15 protein-coding genes are annotated in these 17,090 nt (G+C 41.4%); 14 read left to right on the top strand and 1 reads right to left on the bottom strand.

Annotation, left to right across the window (positions count from 1 at the left end):
* The first annotated feature begins 4 nt into the window (after positions 1-4).
* The 14 genes from NSQ49_RS24390 (at position 5) to NSQ49_RS24455 (ending at position 15,621) form a co-directional block, all read left to right on the top strand.
* Positions 5-454, top strand: a complete 450-nt coding sequence (locus NSQ49_RS24390; protein WP_251284871.1) for a flavodoxin — start codon at positions 5-7, stop codon at positions 452-454.
* Positions 455-487: 33 nt separating this feature from the next.
* Positions 488-625, top strand: a complete 138-nt coding sequence (locus tag NSQ49_RS24395) for an FbpB family small basic protein (protein WP_251284870.1) — start codon at positions 488-490, stop codon at positions 623-625.
* A 708-nt stretch (positions 626-1,333) separates the two neighbouring features.
* On the top strand, positions 1,334-3,574 hold the full coding sequence (locus NSQ49_RS24400; RefSeq protein ID WP_251284869.1) for an ATP-binding cassette domain-containing protein: 2,241 nt from the start codon (positions 1,334-1,336) through the stop codon (positions 3,572-3,574).
* 269 nt (positions 3,575-3,843) lie between these two features.
* A protein-coding gene (locus NSQ49_RS24405; RefSeq protein WP_445662633.1) for an IS3 family transposase occupies positions 3,844-5,003 on the top strand; the annotation gives its coding sequence in 2 pieces (ribosomal slippage) (positions 3,844-4,102 and positions 4,102-5,003; 1,161 coding nt in all).
* A gap of 229 nt (positions 5,004-5,232) precedes the next feature.
* Positions 5,233-6,408, top strand: coding sequence for an LL-diaminopimelate aminotransferase (locus NSQ49_RS24410; protein ID WP_159865777.1), 1,176 nt, complete (start codon positions 5,233-5,235; stop codon positions 6,406-6,408).
* Positions 6,409-6,437: 29 nt separating this feature from the next.
* Positions 6,438-7,919: an aldehyde dehydrogenase family protein gene (locus NSQ49_RS24415; protein WP_251284225.1), complete on the top strand. Its 1,482-nt coding sequence runs from the start codon at positions 6,438-6,440 to the stop codon at positions 7,917-7,919.
* Between the two features lie 122 nt (positions 7,920-8,041).
* Positions 8,042-8,890, top strand: a complete 849-nt coding sequence (locus tag NSQ49_RS24420; protein ID WP_251284226.1) for a 3-hydroxyacyl-CoA dehydrogenase — start codon at positions 8,042-8,044, stop codon at positions 8,888-8,890.
* A gap of 27 nt (positions 8,891-8,917) precedes the next feature.
* Positions 8,918-9,649 carry a CoA transferase subunit A gene (locus NSQ49_RS24425; protein ID WP_251284227.1) on the top strand — a complete coding sequence of 244 codons (732 nt, stop codon included), beginning with the start codon at positions 8,918-8,920 and terminating at the stop codon, positions 9,647-9,649.
* Positions 9,612-10,292, top strand: a complete 681-nt coding sequence (locus NSQ49_RS24430) for a 3-oxoacid CoA-transferase subunit B (protein WP_251284228.1) — start codon at positions 9,612-9,614, stop codon at positions 10,290-10,292. Before NSQ49_RS24425 ends, NSQ49_RS24430 begins: the two co-directional genes overlap by 38 nt.
* A gap of 16 nt (positions 10,293-10,308) precedes the next feature.
* Positions 10,309-11,085 (top strand): enoyl-CoA hydratase/isomerase family protein, encoded by a 777-nt coding sequence (locus NSQ49_RS24435; RefSeq protein WP_159865789.1) that lies wholly within the window; start codon positions 10,309-10,311, stop codon positions 11,083-11,085.
* Between the two features lie 28 nt (positions 11,086-11,113).
* Complete coding sequence (locus NSQ49_RS24440; protein ID WP_251284276.1) at positions 11,114-12,286, top strand: acyl-CoA dehydrogenase family protein; 1,173 nt, start codon at positions 11,114-11,116, stop codon at positions 12,284-12,286.
* Positions 12,287-12,321: 35 nt separating this feature from the next.
* On the top strand, positions 12,322-13,515 hold the full coding sequence (locus NSQ49_RS24445) for a thiolase family protein (RefSeq protein ID WP_251284277.1): 1,194 nt from the start codon (positions 12,322-12,324) through the stop codon (positions 13,513-13,515).
* Positions 13,516-13,535: 20 nt separating this feature from the next.
* Entirely contained in the window at positions 13,536-14,531 is a 996-nt protein-coding gene (locus tag NSQ49_RS24450) for a hydroxyacid dehydrogenase (protein ID WP_251284229.1), read from the top strand.
* Between the two features lie 10 nt (positions 14,532-14,541).
* On the top strand, positions 14,542-15,621 hold the full coding sequence (locus tag NSQ49_RS24455; RefSeq protein WP_251284230.1) for a tartrate dehydrogenase: 1,080 nt from the start codon (positions 14,542-14,544) through the stop codon (positions 15,619-15,621).
* Between the two features lie 81 nt (positions 15,622-15,702).
* On the opposite strand, the gene NSQ49_RS24460 is transcribed toward NSQ49_RS24455, so the two are convergent.
* A complete protein-coding gene (locus NSQ49_RS24460; protein WP_251284231.1) occupies positions 15,703-16,983 on the bottom strand; it encodes a CdaR family transcriptional regulator in 1,281 nt (426 codons plus the stop codon).
* Positions 16,984-17,090: the final 107 nt, after the last annotated feature.

A 17,090-nucleotide genomic window follows, 5' to 3' on the forward strand; every position in this document is an offset into this window, starting at 1 on the left:
AGGAATGAAAATAGGGGTATTTTATGCCAGTATGTCCGGTAACACGGAATCAATTGCAGATATTATCGCGGAGGAGCTGAAAGAACAGAATCATGAAGTGGTAGTGGAAGATTTCATGAGTGTTCAAACTGCTTCCGACCTGCTAAACTATGATCTTACTTTTATAGGCATGTATACATGGGGAGACGGCGATTATCCGGATGAATGCCTCGACATCATTGAAGAAATCGAACAGCTGGAACTCGACAGTCAGCCCTTTGCCATCTTTGGATCCGGGGATACGTCCTATCCTGAATTTTGCGGCGCACTGGATCAGCTTCAGAGGCTGATTGAAGAACAGGGAGGAACAGTAATAGGGAATCCCTTAAGGATAGAGTTCAATCCGGAGCCGGAAGATGAAGAAGGGATCAAAAAGTTTGTTGCGGAAGCATTGTTGTTAAAGGCAACGTGCTGAGTGTACGATTAAGCTTAGAACGGAGGGCTATTTATGAAAAAGAAAACATTTCATAAACTCATAGAAGAAAACATGAAAAATATCCTAAAAGATAAAGAACAATTGGAAGAAATCTATCGGAGAATCGATGAAAATATTTTGCTGAAGACTAAAAAATCAAGAATAAATTAAAAGGAAAAGTTAATGCGTATCTGCAATTTGCAGGGACGCATTTTTTTGTGTGAGGCCCGGTTCTCAAAATACCAAAAAAAAATCCCCAATGGGGAGAGAAGAAATAACGCATTATTTTGTTTTTTTCTCATCCGGCTTTTCCTTTTGAAGCTTCTCTTGCTCCAGACGTTCCGCATCCCTCTTAAACGCCTCCATCGCTTTGTAAAAAATGATGGTCATCGCTAAATCTCACCTCCTTACTCTTCTATTTCGGTTATTTTTTACAGTTTCCTTTGAAATTTGAAAAATTATTAACATTTGGCAGGTAATAACGTTTCTTAAGTGAATTCATTGTTAAGGTGATCAAAACAGAAGGTGATGAACTTGAGCCATCCAGTAAAATTCACGGAGAGAATGCTTTGAATAATGAAGTGTGCAGAAATATAAGCCAGCTTGTCAGATTGTAAAATAATCCATCCTCTCAACTGCTAATTGGCTGTCTGAAAGAAAGATCAGGGGGCATCGGGGGAGAATTGGAGGTGCAGGGCCCATCGAGTTTTATAAAAAAGCGTGTAGAGCACTTGTGATTCCATCAATATAGAGAGCTTTTCATAAAAAATTTAAAAATAAATAAAGAATATTATTGCAATTTGCTTTCAACTATTGGTATGATAATTCTCCGCGCAAATGACATACATACGAAAAATGAACGTAAAGGGAGCTGATTGTGTGAAGCAGGAATTCATTGAAATTGTTAATGCGAGAGTAAACAACCTGAAGAATATCAATCTTCAAATTCCAAAGGGAAAGATCACAATATTCACAGGAGTGTCCGGTTCCGGCAAATCATCCATCGTGTTTGATACGATTGCACAGGAGGCTGGCCGGCAGTTAAATGAGACGTACAGCAGTTTTCAGCGGCTGTTTCTTCCGAGATATAGCCGTCCGGAAGCAGATGAAATCAACAATCTTTCTACAGCTGTTGTCGTCGATCAGAAACGGCTCGGCGGAAATGCCCGGTCCACACTTGGAACTGCTACAGATATTAATCCTCTTCTTCGCCTGTTATTCTCCCGGTTTGCAGAGCCTCAAATAGGGTACAGCAATGCTTATTCCTTTAATGATCCGAGCGGCATGTGCCCGAAATGTGAAGGGATTGGGAGAATTATCACCCTCAACTTGGATGCTGCTCTTGATAAAGAAAAAAGCTTAAATGAAGGTGCTATTCTGCTTCCGGGCTTTGGACCTGGAACATGGCAATGGAAAGCGTATGCGGAATCCGGATTCTTCGATCGTGATAAGAAAATTAAGGATTATACAGATGAGGAGTTTAATAAGCTTGTCTTTGCTGAACCGGAAAAAGTGACTGTCAGTTATATGAATAATGATATGAATGCCACCTATGAGGGTCTGGCCGTCAAATTTATGCGCCAGCATGTGAAAAGGGACAAGGAGACGTCTAAAACGGGCGAGAAGCTCCTGAAGACCTTCAGCACTATGACTGTTTGCCCTTCCTGCGGAGGTAAGCGGTACAACGAAAAGGTGCTTTCATCTCAGATCAAAGGCTACTCCATTTATGATCTGACATCCATGCAATTGGATCAGCTTATTCATACTCTTCCAAAAATCATTTCACCGGAAGCAAAGCCAATTGCTGACGGGGTCATGGAACGTCTGCAAAATCTGTGTGATATTGGTCTGGGCTATATGGATCTGACAAGGGAAACGCCAACCTTATCGGGCGGTGAATCCCAAAGGGTGAAAATGGTTAAATATTTATCCAGTAACTTAACAGGCCTTATGTACATATTTGATGAACCCAGCACCGGACTGCATCCGCGGGATGTCCACCGGTTAAATGAATTGCTGGTGCGCTTAAGGGACAGAGGCAATACCGTTTTAGTTGTGGAGCATGATCCGGATGTCATCCATATTGCTGACCATATCGTTGATGTGGGGCCGCATGCGGGGACAAACGGGGGAGAGATCATGTATACAGGCAGTTACGGGGAATTCTTATTTTCTGATACATTGACTGCCAATTATTTAAACCGCAGTGCAGAGCTGAACACAAATCCGCGCCCGGTCTCTGATTTTATGGAAAGCAGGAAAAGCACGCTGCACAATTTAAAGGATGTGAGTCTTTCTGTTCCAAAAGGGGTATTTACGGTGATTACCGGGGTAGCAGGTTCCGGAAAAAGCACACTGGTGAATGAAGTGTTTGCAAAAGATTTTCCGGAGGCTATCAGAATCGACCAAAGTCCGGTTCATGCCAACATACGGTCCAATCCGGCCACTTTTACCGGCATTATGAACTCGATCCGTAAGTCATTCTCTGATGCAAATGGAGTGGAAAGCGGATTATTCAGCTATAATTCAACCGGCGGATGTCCGACATGCGGAGGCACCGGGACTGTTGAAATCAACTTATCCTTTATGGATACAATGGAAGTCGAATGCAGTGAATGTCATGGAAGCCGTTTTAGGCAGGACGTGCTTCAATACTTATATAAAGGCAAGAATATTGTTGAAATCATGGAGATGTCTATTGCGGACGCTGCGGAATTTTTTGATGCAAAAGACATCCAGAGAAAACTCAAAGCTCTTAACACAGTCGGTCTTGGCTATTTGTCACTGGGACAGCCGCTGACCACTTTGTCAGGAGGCGAATGTCAAAGGCTTAAGCTGGCAAAGGAACTGAATACAAAAGGCAATATTTATATACTGGATGAACCGACAACAGGACTGCATATGTCCGATGTCGCCAATATCCTGGAAATCATTAATAAATTGGTGGAAAAGGGCAATACCGTTATTGTCATTGAACATAATCTCGATGTCATCCGGAAAAGTGATTGGATCGTCGATTTAGGTCCGGATGGAGGCGCAGGAGGCGGAGAAATCCTGTACGAGGGACCGCCGGCAGGAATATTGGAGTGTGAGCGCTCGGTTACGGCACAGCATTTGTAAAGGAATCACTATACGAAAGAAAACGGCCATGGAATGTTTTTCGATGGCCATTTTCTTTATAGGTTATTTAGGGGGATTACTAGTTACTTGGCTTTATAAGTCGAATCATTCGATTACTTATGGCTACAGGCCATTAGTGGGTTTTAACTAGTAACATATAAAGAAAGAATGTCCTTGCATGCAGGGTGGTATTATCCCCAATAGGTAGACTTGAAAAAAAGAGGACATGATATGATGTTCTTAATAGTCTACCAGGAGGGGATTTTTCTATGGCCAAAAAAGGACAAACATTTACTTCGTATACTGAGGAATTAAAGCGTGAAGTAGTTCGTTTGAAATTGGAGGAGGGCTGGTCCTACAGTCAGCTTCGTGAACGCTTTGGAATTAAAAGTGATGCCCAAATAGCGAATTGGGTAAAAAAAGTAAATAATAATGAATCCTTCGAAGATCAACGTGGACTTTGGAACAAAAAGAATTTTAACAGCTTAGAAGAAGAGAATGCATATTTGAAAGCGCAGGTCGAATACCTAAAAAAGCGCAATCCAAATCTACACGGGAAGGAGTGGTCTTGAAATCCGAAAGGTTTCAAATTATTGATGAAATAAGAAGAAAGTATCCACTTGCGTGGCTATTTAAGATTGGGGAAGTATCTAAAGCTGGATATTATAAATGGCGTGGAACCCGTTCAACGCGTACTTTACGTATGGAAGAAGATATTTTACTTAAAGAACATATATTAGCCATTCATAAACTACACCCTTACTTTGGATATAAGCGAGTGACGCGGGCTTTATCTAGAGAAGGAATTGTAATAAATCATAAGCGCGTTCGACGTTTAATGCGGGAATTAGGCATAAAATCAGTTATTCGGAAGAAAAGACCTTTCTATGGGCATAGAGGTTCAATTGTATTTCCAAATGTATTGAACAGGGAATTTTCAGCCGAGAATCGGTTTGAAAAACTCGTAACAGATATAACATACGTACGAATTGGAGAGGATTTCGCATATCTTTCTGCAGTTTTGGATTTATATAATAATGAGATTGTAGCTTGGAAATTATCTAAAAGAAATGACCTTGAATTAGTGTTAAATACATTAAAGCAATTAGAAGGCAAACCATTAAAAGAACAAGCACTAATACATTCCGATCAAGGATTTCAATACACAACTAAAGTGTATGAAAATCACCTAAAGAAGTTGAATATTCAAGGAAGTCATTCCAGAAGAGGAAATTGTCATGATAATGCATGTATTGAGTGTTTTTTCTCCCATTTAAAAACAGAGAAGTTATATTTAGTGCGTCCTAAAACGATTGAGCAAGCTTACTTAGCGATTGAGGAATATATTAATTTTTACAATAATGAACGATTCCAAGAAAAGTTTAACGGCCTTTCCCCAATTGAATATCGTGAAAAGGCCGCAGCTTAGTATACTCTTTTTTCATTGTCTACTTGACAGGGTTATGTGCAGGGACATTCTTTTTTCTATTCATTCTAAAGTCTATTCTTTGTAAAAAACGTACGGAATCTATTGGAAAATAAGATGAATTTTTGTACAAAACAACCATAGTGATTTAGTATTCAATCATTTAAATTAATAGTATGAACGATTAATTTTCAGAATTTACGAAAATTTATTTGGTCAGGATGGTGAGCCTTTGAACTTTACATCAGACAGAGTGGGGCAAATACCTCCCTATTTATTTGCAGAAATCAATAAAAAGAAAGAAGCTATGAAAAAAGCGGGTATCGATGTCATTGATTTAGGGATTGGAGATCCGGATTTGCCTACTCCAAGCCACATTATTGAGAAATTTGTACAAGAGTCTCAGAATCCCGCCAATTTGAAGTATCCCAGTTTTACAGGATGTATGGAGTTCAAGCAAGCGGTGGCTGATTTCTATTGGAGGGAGTATCAAGTAAGGCTGGATCCTGAAACAGAAGTTCTTGCCTTAATCGGTTCCAAAGAAGGGATAGCTCATTTGGTTCCAACTCTAGTGGATCCCGGTGAATATGTGCTTATTCCGGATCCAAGTTATCCGGTTTATCGTATGGCAACGCTGCTAGCAAATGGAAGGTATCATAACATGCCGATGTCCAGGGAGAATGATTTCAAGCCAGATCTGACTGCTATCCCTGATGATATTCTGAAGCAGGCAAGGCTTATGTTTTTAAATTATCCCGGAAACCCGACATCCGCCACAGTGGATATTGAATTCTTTGAGGAAGCGGTTGAATTTGCGCATAATTGCCAAATTCCGATAGCGCATGATTCAGCCTATAACATGGTTACTTTTGATTCTTACAAAGCGCCGAGCATTCTTCAAGCGGAAGGAGCCAAAGACATTGCTGTAGAGTTTGGCTCCTTATCGAAAACTTATAATATGACAGGCTTTAGAATAGGCTATGCGGTTGGAAACAAAAAGATAATTAAAGCGCTTTCTGTATATAAGAGCAATACAGATACGGGTCAGCTGACTTCCATCCAGAAGGCAGCAGCCTTTGCATTAAACAGTGATCAAATATGTATTGCAAAGCATAACGCTATCTACAAAGAGCGGATGAATGCGATGCTTGACGGTCTGAGCCGTATTGGGATTGAAGTTAATCCACCAAAAGGAAGTTTCTTCATATGGGCTCCAGTGCCTAATGGCTACACTTCTGCCGAATTTGTTTCGAGCGTTATGGAGCAGACTGGTGTTATTCTAACTCCGGGCAATGCTTTTGGGCCTTCTGGAGAAGGGTATTTCCGAGTGTCCCTGTCTGTGCCGAATGAGCGATTGTATGAAGCAGTTAATCGAATAAAAGAGAAATTAAAAATTGTAATAGGATAATCACTAACTTAACTATTGGAGGTTTTTTTATGAAAAAAGTATTAAATTTTATTAATGGTGAATGGTGTAATTCGTCAGCCGGCAAAACTGCTTCTGTTTTAAATCCTGCAACAGGTGAGGTTCTTGCTGAAGTAACACAGTCAGCAAAAGAAGATGTTGATAGAGCTGTAGAAGCTGCAAAAACTGCTCAGAAGTCCTGGCGATTAGTACCGGCCCCAGAGCGTGCTGAAATTCTTTATCAAGTTGCTTTTTTACTAAAAGAAAGAAAAGAAGACTTGGCTCAAATTCTTACAAGTGAAATGGGAAAAGTGATTGATGAAGGCCGAGGAGAAGTACAGGAAGCGATTGATATGGCGTACTACATGGCAGGCGAAGGACGCAGAATGTTTGGAGATACCGTTCCGTCTGAGCTTCGCAATAAATTTGCCATGAGTGTCAGGGTGCCTGTTGGCGTGGCAGGGTTGATCACTCCATGGAATTTCCCAATTGCGATTGCTTCATGGAAATCACTGCCTGCTCTTGTTACCGGTAATGCAATTGTATGGAAGCCGGCAACTGAAACGCCAATCCTTGCAGCTGAATTTGTGAAAATTTATGAGGAGGCTGGTCTGCCAAAAGGGTTAATTAACCTTGTTCATGGGTCGGGAAGTGTGGTTGGAAATGCAATGGTTGAACATCCGGATATCGATTTAATTTCTTTTACAGGATCGAACGAAGTCGGCAGAGATATCAATGGCAAAGCAGGAGCTTTATTAAAGCGAACTTCTCTTGAAATGGGCGGCAAGAATGCCATTACTGTGCTGGAGGATGCAGATCTTGATCTTGCTGTAGAAGGAATCCTTTGGGGAGCTTTTGGAACAAGCGGTCAAAGATGCACCGCTACTAGCCGTGTTTTGGTGCACAAAAATGTAAAAGAAGAACTTGAAGGGAAGCTGCTGGATCGCATTGGAGAATTGAAGCTTGGCAATGGGCTGGACGAAACAGTTAAGGTTGGTCCAGTGATTAATCGCTCTTCCCTTGAAAGAATCGATGAGTATGTAAAAATAGGCCAGGAAGAAGGAGCAAAGCTGCTTGCAGGCGGTAGAATTGCCACTGGTGATGGTTTGGACAAAGGAAATTTCTACTTACCGACTATTTTCACAGATGTAAAACCAAATATGAGAATCGCAATGGAAGAAATCTTTGGGCCAGTCGTTTCAATAATACCAATTCAAAGTATGGAAGAAGCCATTGAAATTAATAATATGGTAGAATTCGGTCTTTCCAGCGCCATTTATACCCAGAATGTCAATCAGGCTTTCGAAGCTATGAGAGATTTGGATACTGGTATTGTTTATGTGAATGCAGGAACAACCGGAGCAGAAATTCACCTTCCATTCGGCGGAACGAAAGGAACTGGCAATGGCCATAGGGATTCCGGTGTAGCTTCACTGGATGTCTATACAGAATGGAAATCCATTTACGTGGATTACAGCGGGAAGCTGCAGAGAGCGCAGATTGATAACTATTAATTTTGTAATGAGATAGTGATGACACATGAGGAGTTTAAGAAGTTTTTAAACTCCTTTTTTTATATAAAACATAAAGATTAATGAGGGAAACCACCATCATTTCGCAAAAGGAGCAATTTAGTATGGAAACTTTAACAGTTGTCGGTTCTGGTGTGATGGGCAGAGGAATTGCTTATACAGCAGCACTCGGAGGCTTTTATGTTTTTTTACATGACGTGAACGAAGTGAATCTGGAAAAAGCAAAAAATTATATTGAAACAGAAATGAGAAAAAGTGCAGAAAAAGGCTACCTGAACCATGATCAAGTTACAGCTGCTCTCAGCTGTTTAGAATATACAACAGATTTAAAATCGGCTGCTGAAAATGCAGATGCAGTTATAGAAGCTGTTTTCGAAATGATGGAGCTAAAAATTGATATTTTTAAACAGCTTGATCAATATTGTCCGGAACATACGATACTCGCAACCAACACTTCCACCATGAGCCCCACAGAAATTGCCGCACAAACATCCAGACCGGAAAAATGCATTGCCATGCACTTCTTTAATCCTGTTCACAAAATGAAGCTTATTGAAATTATTAGAGGTCTGCAGACATCAGATGAGACCGTGGAAAAAGCCAAAGAAATAGGCAGTTTGCTTAACAAGGAGACAGTCGAGGTAAACGAGTTCCCTGGATTTGTTACCAGCCGGATGAACTGTCTGATCGGCAATGAGGCGATGAATCTTCTTATGGAGGGTGTTGCCTCTGCAAAGGATATTGATAAAGCTATGAAGCTTGGCTTGAATCATCCAATGGGGCCATTGGCTCTCGCTGATTTGGTTGGGTTGGATACCAGACTGAGAAACATGGAGTATTTGCATAAGACCCTGGGTGAAAAATATCGTCCTTGTCCGCTCCTGATTAAATATGTTAAAGCCGGAAGACTCGGGCGCAAATCAGGACGCGGATTTTACGAATATGAAGTCTAGTATAGTCCATGATTGGAGGCCGGTAGTATGAACAACACTAACAACTGTGAAAAACTTGCCACAGCAGAAGAAGCCGTACAGTTTATTCAGCAGGGAGACAGTGTATTGGTAGGGGGGTTCGGTCTTTGCGGTACTCCGTTTACACTAATAGACACAATTACAGAAACAGATCATGCCCGTGAATTAACGATTATCAGCAATAATTTAGGGGAAGCAGGCAAAGGCTTAGGAAAACTACTAATTTCTAAACATGTAAGAAAAGCAGTTGGTTCGTATTTTACATCGAATCGTGATGCAGTAAAAGCATGGAAAAACGGCGAACTGGAGATTGAACTTATTCCTCAGGGTACTCTTGCAGAGGCGATTCGTGCAGGTGGTGCGGGGATAGCCGGATTTTATACAAAAACAGCTGTTGGAACTAAGCTGGCAGATGGAAAGGAAGAACGCACTTTTGATGGGGAAAGGTATATCTTCATAAGAGGCATAAAAGCAAACGTGGCTCTTATAAAAGCTGAAAAAGCGGATACACTTGGGAATCTTATCTATTCAAAAACTGCCCGGAATTTCAACCCGATGATGGCAACGGCTGCCAAACTGGTTATTGCCGAAGTGGATGAGATTGTTGAAGCAGGTACGCTTGATCCTGAAAAGATAGTTACACCCCATTCCTTTGTTGATATGGTCGTTATGAATGATCGCTATGAAAAAATAGGTGGTGAGTATGTTGAGCGTTGCCGGCAAGAAATTGGATACAGATAAAGTAAGGGTTGCAAAAAGAATTGCCATGGAGCTCCCGCAAGGCTCTGTTGTCAATCTTGGTGTAGGTATACCTACCTTAATTCAGAACTATTTAAGGCCTGAAAGCAAAGTTTACCTGCAATCAGAAAACGGTCTGCTGGGAATGGGGCCTACTCCTCCAGAGGAGGAGATAGATATGGATTTGATCAGTGCCAGCAAACACCCGATTTCATTGGGATTAGGCGCCAGCATTTTTTCAAGTTCTGACTCATTTGTCATGATTCGCGGCGGGCATATTGATGTGGCCGTTTTAGGTGCACTTCAAGTAAGCGGATCAGGAGAAATAGCGAACTGGGCAGTTCCGGGTCAGGATATTTTGGGAGTTGGCGGTGCCATGGATTTAGTAGCGAGTGCAAAAAAAATTATAATTGCAATTACCCATGTAACTAAAGACAATCTCCCGAAAATTGTGAGTACCCTAACTTATCCTTCAAGTGGAATTCGTAAGGCGGAAATGATTGTGACAGAAAAAGCTGTATTTAAAGTGTACAATGGACAGCTGTTTCTTGAGGAAATATCTAATAACACCACTATTGAGGAAATAAGAAGTATGACAGATGCAGCTTTTATCATATCAGAAAAACTTAAAAAAATGCCTGTTTAATAGAAAGGTGCTAAAAATGGATCTAAATAATATTCTGGTTCGTGAAGAAGAAAGTATTGGTTTTATCATTATTAACCGTCCTGAATTAAGAAATGCCTTAAATCTTGATACCCTGCTGGAAGTAGAAAAAGCACTGGATGTATTGAGGGAAAATGAAAACATCCGTGTCATCATTTTTACGGGTGCTGGCGAAAAATCTTTTGCCGCTGGTGCAGACATAAACCAGCTAAGCAAAAGGACCATGATTGATGCCCTTAAGCCAAATATGACAGCAACCTACCGGAAAATAGAAGACTATGAGAAGCCGACCATAGCTGCAATTAATGGATATGCTTTAGGAGGGGGATTGGAGCTTGCACTTGCCTGTGATATCCGTATAGCTTCTTTAAATGCAAAGGTGGGGCTTCCAGAAGTAGGCTTAGGGATTATCCCTGGAGCCGGCGGTACACAGCGCCTTTCCAGAATTATAGGAAAGGGCAAAGCAATGGAACTCATTCTAACTGGTGATGTAATTACCTCAGCAGAAGCGGAAAGATTGAATATAATCAGTAAAGCCGTTCCGCAGGAAGAACTGATTGATACGGCAAAAGAATATGCAAGAAAATTAAGCTTAAAAGGGCCCCTTGCATTAAGAATGGCGAAGGCTGCTGTTAATCGCGGAGCAGACATGGAAATGGAAACAGCGCTTTATTTGGAAAAGCTTGCTCAGACTATATTAATTGGCTCGGAAGATAAATTGGAAGGAACAGAAGCCTTTTTAGAGAAAAGAACACCACAATTTAAAGGTAAGTAACCAATTTCAACAATTAGGGGGAAAAATGATGGATTTTACATTTTCAGAGGACATTCAGCTTCTAAAAAAAGCAGTTGGAGACTATGTGCAAGGCGAAGTAGAGCGGGTGGCGATGGATATTGAGGAGAATGATGAAATTCCAAGCCATATCGTTGAGAGCTCGAAGGAAATGGGATTATTCGGGTTAAGTATACCAGAGGAATATGGCGGGTTGGGCCTAAATTGGGTTGGGAAATGTGCTATTTATGAAGAATTGGGAAAAACCCATAATGGATACACAACGTTAATCGGCGCCCATACTGGCATCGGTACGGCGGGAATTGTGGAGCTTGGAACAAAGGAACAGAAGGAAAAATATCTTCCTAGGATGGCAAGCGGTGAATGGATTGGCGCATTTGCGCTAACGGAGCCGAGTGCAGGTTCTAATGCCTCGAATCTGAAAACAAAGGCAGAAAAAAAGGGAGATAAATATATATTAAATGGTTCTAAACATTATATTACGAATGCGGTCTGCGGAAACGTTTTTACGGTAATGGCTGTCACCGATCCGAGTAAAGGGGCAAAAGGAATCACTTCATTTATAGTGGAAAAAGACTTTCCTGGATTTATTGTTGGTGCAGTAGAGCGGAAAATGGGACTTCGAGGTTCCCATTCAGCTGAACTTTTCTTTGAAAATTGTGAGGTGCCTGCAGAAAATGTTCTTGGAGAAGAAGGCAGAGGGTATGTGAACGCACTGAAAATTCTCGCAAATGGCAGAGCTGGGCTTGCAGCCAGAAATCTGGGCTCATGTGAAAAGCTTCTTGAACTCAGCATGAGCTATGCTATGCAGCGGGAACAGTTTGGCAAACCGATTTTTGAACAGCAAGCTGTTCAGCATATGCTTTCAGACATGGCATTGGAGATTGAAGTGCTCCGTTCCATGACTTATCGTGTAGCCTGGATGGCTGATCAGGGTAAGAGGGTTGTCAAAGAAGCAGCCATGGCAAAATTATATGGATCTGAAGTATATAATCGCGTGGCGGATTTAGCTGTCCAAATACACGGTGGCATTGGGTATATGAAGGATTATCCAATTGAACGCTTTTACCGGGACGCGAGAATTACGAAAATTTATGAAGGCACAAGCCAAATTCAAAAAAACATTATTGCCGGCGAACTAAACAGGGAATTTCATAAAAAAATGCCTGTAAACAGTCGCTAAGTAGCGAATACACCACATCTAACAAGGGGGAAATGATGAGAAACGCAGTTATAATTGAAGGTGTACGAACTGCCATTGGAAGGATGGGCGGTACACTTAAGGATATAGAGGTTGATTTTCTTTCAGAAAAAGTAATGAGGGGAGCACTTGAAAGAAGCCGGCTGGAAGGTTCAGAAGTTGGTGAAGTGGTTTGGGGTCATGCGAAACAAAGTTCAGATGTCCCCAATTTAGCCAGGCTGGCAGCGTTAAGAGCCGGACTTCCTGTCGAGGTGCCGGGATATACCGTTCACCGCCAGTGCGGATCAGGATTGCAGGCGATCAATAATGCAGCACAGCAAATTCAGTGCGGATTATCTGATATTGTGCTAGCCGGCGGCGGGGAAAGCATGAGTACGGCTCCCTATTATTTGAGGAAGGCTAGATATGGGTATGGTGCAGGAAATGCAGAAATTGTGGATCCTAATACAGAAAGCCAGCCAAGGGCACAGCCGATTGAAGTATATGGGAACCTGACAATGGGACTGACAGCTGAGAATCTCGCTGAAAGATATCTCATCAGCAGAGAAGAACAGGACGAATTTGCCCTTGAAAGTCAGCAAAAGGCAGCTGCCGCTATTCAGCAGGGGAAGTTTAAAGAGGAAATTATTCCATATGAAGTGAAAGTGAAAAAAGAAAAGATTGTTTTTGATACAGATGAGCATCCACGCTTAACGAGTTTAGATAAACTTGCTTCTTTAAAAGCCGTGTTCAAGCAAGGAGGCACTGTTACAGCTGGAAATGCGAGCGGACGCAATGATGGAGCTGCAGCATTGGTGATGATGGCCGAGGAAGCAGCCATAAGCAGAGGGCTTAGCCCTCGCCTCAGGGTTATTTCACAAGCAGCTGCCGGGGTATCGCCGGAAATTATGGGTATTGGTCCAGTGCCAGCTGTCATGAAGGCACTTAAGCTGGCGGGGCTGACTCTTGATGAAATAGACCTGATAGAGCTGAATGAAGCCTTTGCTGCTCAGGCACTGGCTGTTGTCAAAGAGTTGAATATCGACAGAAGTAAATTAAATGTTAATGGCGGTGCTATTGCGTTAGGCCATCCAATTGGGGGAACCGGAGCCATCTTGACTGTCAAAATCATGAATGAGCTTGAAAGAAGAGGCGGCCGCTATGGTTTAATCACGGCCTGTATTGGCGGCGGTCAGGGTATCGCAACGATCGTTGAAAATTTACGAGTATAAAGTGCTGGAGGGAATTTAACATGCGCCTACCCCGTGTTTTGCAAATACTTCCGATGTATCATCCAGAAGGAGAAAAGCTTCTTCGTGAAGGTGCAGAAGTAATTCAAACTGACAATTATAGCCCAGACCATTTATGTGAAATGGTGAAGGGTGCAGACGGAATTGTTTTGAGAGCACCTGCACGAATTACTAAGGAAGTGATTGATGCGAATCCTTACTTAAAAGTCATCTCCGGTGCCGGAGTAGGGCTTGATAATATTGAGGTGGAATATGCAACACAGAAGGGAATTCCCGTACTGCATGCACCTTCTGTCAATAAAGTATCAACAGCTGAGCATGCAGTCATGCTTCTAATGGCACTGGCTAAGTCGGTTATTCCGCTGCATGACAAGATGAGGAAGGGAGATTATAATTCGCGAAATTATCTTATTCCTCATGAGCTTAAGGGCAAAAAAGCTGGTTTGATTGGTTTTGGAAACATTGCACAAGAAGTGGCTAAACGTTTAAAGCTCGGTTTTGAAATGGATGTAACTGCATGGGTAAGGGAGTATCATCCAGAAAAGCACGGCTTATCTAAAGGACTCGGTATTAGAGTTAGTACAAACTTGGAAGAGGTATTCCGGGAATCGGATTTTATATCCCTGCATATTCCCTTAAATGATTCAACAAGATATTCTATTGATTATAAGCTGTTCTCCATCATGAAGCCAACCGCTTATGTAATCAATACTGCACGGGGAGCGGTTGTAAACCAAGAGGATTTATATGAGGCATTAAGAGATGGAAAAATTGCAGGAGCTGGATTGGATGTATTTGATCCGGAGCCGCCAGCCCGGGATCTTCCGCTGCTTTCTTTGCCTAATGTGGTTCTGACACCCCATGTAGGCGGTACAACGGCTGAATGCAATTTCATCACGTCTACTACCGTTGCTAAAAATGTAATTAATGTACTTAATGGAAAAAAGGCTGAATTTCTTGCAAATCCTGAAGTGCTAAATAAAAAAATATTAGAATAGGAGCTCAAGTATGGATCATTATTCAATCGCCTTGATTCCTGGTGATGGTATTGGAGTGGATGTTGTTCGGGAAGGGAAGAAAGTATTAGATACCATAAGTGATCTTCATGGCGGATTCTCCTTAACTTACAAAGAGCTTGATTGGAGCTGTGAATATTACGCTAAGTATGGCAAGATGATGCCGGAAGATGGTCTGGAACAATTGAAAGACTTCGATTCTATTTTTCTGGGAGCAGTTGGTTATCCGGGAGTGCCAGACCATGTTTCGCTTTGGGGCTTATTGCTGCCAATCAGGCGTCAATTTGAACAATATATCAACCTTCGTCCTGTTAAGCTTTTAAAGGGACTGGATTCTCCATTAGCGGGAAAAACATCTGATCAGCTCGATTTCATTGTCATTAGAGAAAATAATGAAGGAGAGTATTCCAGTATCGGAGGGAGAATGTACGAAGGAACAGATCTTGATATGGCAATGCAAACCAGTGTGTTTACGCGTAAGGGAGTAGAAAGGGTTCTGAGATACGCGTTTGATCTTGCCGAAAAGCAAGGGAAAAGGAAGCATGTAACGGCAGCTACAAAGTCGAACGGTATTATCCATACGATGCCTTTTTGGGACCAATATGTTGAACGGATTAATCAGGAGTATCCCCTAGTGACAAGCAATACAGTTCATATTGATGCCTTAGCAGCCTTTTTTATCAGCAAGCCGGAGACGATGGATGTTGTTGTAGCTTCCAATTTATTTGGTGATATTCTAACAGATTTGGGTGCAGCCATTGTGGGGGGCTTAGGCATTGCACCTTCTGCCAATATCAATCCCGAGAAGAAATTTCCATCCATGTTTGAACCCGTTCATGGCTCGGCACCGGACATAGCTGGTAAAGGTATTGCTAACCCCATTGCATCTATCTGGTGTACAAGTATGTTGCTTGATCACTTGGGGCAGGCAGAGTCAGCAAAAGCTATAATTGATGCCATGGAAGATGTATTACAGGAAAAGGAAGTGCTGACTCCTGACCTAGGGGGTAAATCGACGACAGAGCAAGTTGGTGACTACATCTGCAAGAAATTGAAAGAGCGTCTCAGATAGTCGTGTGCAAAGTGTCTAAAAGTTAAGTATAGGAAAGAAAAAGCAGCAAATTATCTTTGCTGCTTTTTCTTTATTCTATATCTATCTGGTTGAAGGGGAGGCATCTCTGGTATGTGCTGCTGTCAGCGTGTCCTTTGTTTCCTCACACCCTGGAGCCGATATGCCTGAATTCTTAATCGCGAAAAATAACATCATACAGTGATCAAACCTCGAAATATCCAAACAGGTAAGTTCATTAATTTTTTCCATGCGGTATACAAGTGAGTTTCGATGGAGAAACAGCATACGTGCAGTTTCGCTCATATTCATACTGCATTTGCAATAGGCCAAAAAGGTTTGCGCAAGGATTGGAAAATTTACATGATTAATAAAATCCTCCAATTTTTCATGTAATCTCTCATTAACATACTGATTTAAACCATTTCCTAACAGTTCAAAAATAATGTTCCAATCATTATAGTAGTAAATTTTTGGAGAGTTGTTTGACTGTTTTCCAGCCGTTAAGGCGTGTAAAGCTGCCTGGTAGGAAACTTTTATTCCAAGAGCTCCTTTTTCTGAGCTGCCAATGGAGATGCTTGCTGTACAATTATTTTCGTTTTCTAAATATCGCAGTAATCTTTGAATTTTATGTTCCAGTCTTTTGATAAAAAGTTCATGAGACTCTTCCTTGCTCACAACTTTAATCAGCAGAAATTGATCAAGTGTCAGTGGAGAAAGAATATCTTCTTTACTATCCATCAAATAATAGCCTAGTATCTCGGAAAAATTATTTTTGAGGAATGGCCAGGAATACTTTTCGGAATTCTGTCTATCTGTAACTAAATGGCTGTCATCCAGGTCTATTTCGAACTGGATTAATAAGCAAATTCGGTTATGATACGACTCCAAATTGTATCCAAGCATTTTGGCATATCTTATACTGTACTCCAAATCCTCCGGCTTTTGAGAGTTTAAAAGATAACGGATTAAGTTATCCAAGGTTTTTGACTCAATCGCAGTCATTTCTTTTTTTAGATACTCATGGCACATTAATTCCACATGGCTTTTTACGAGCTGTGCATATTTTCGCACTTCTGCAGGCTCTCCTACAATCCCCAGAACTCCAATTGGTTCATGATTGATCATGATCGGCGCAGCTACACCCGGCAATACGTTATCGAGTTTTTTTGCTTCGTCTACTTCATAAGCAATGGTTGTTTTTCGCTCCACTATCTCAAGAGAAGCCTGATGAAAACTTCCTAATCGGCAAATGTCGCTGGAACCAATGATAATGCCTTTATTATCGCTGATGCTAATTGGGTATTCTATTATATTTGAGGTGTTATCTACAATTACTTGTGAGATTTCTTTTAAAAAACTCAAATGGATCACCCTTTTCTGCTAATTCTTAATAGATTCTTCTTCCATAATTAAAAACCCTTGTTAAAATACACAATTAAAAATTTTCAAAATATTCTTTTTCCGTGTAT

Source organism: Cytobacillus sp. FSL R5-0377, assembly GCF_038004385.1.
Lineage (GTDB): Bacteria > Bacillota > Bacilli > Bacillales > Cytobacillaceae > Cytobacillus.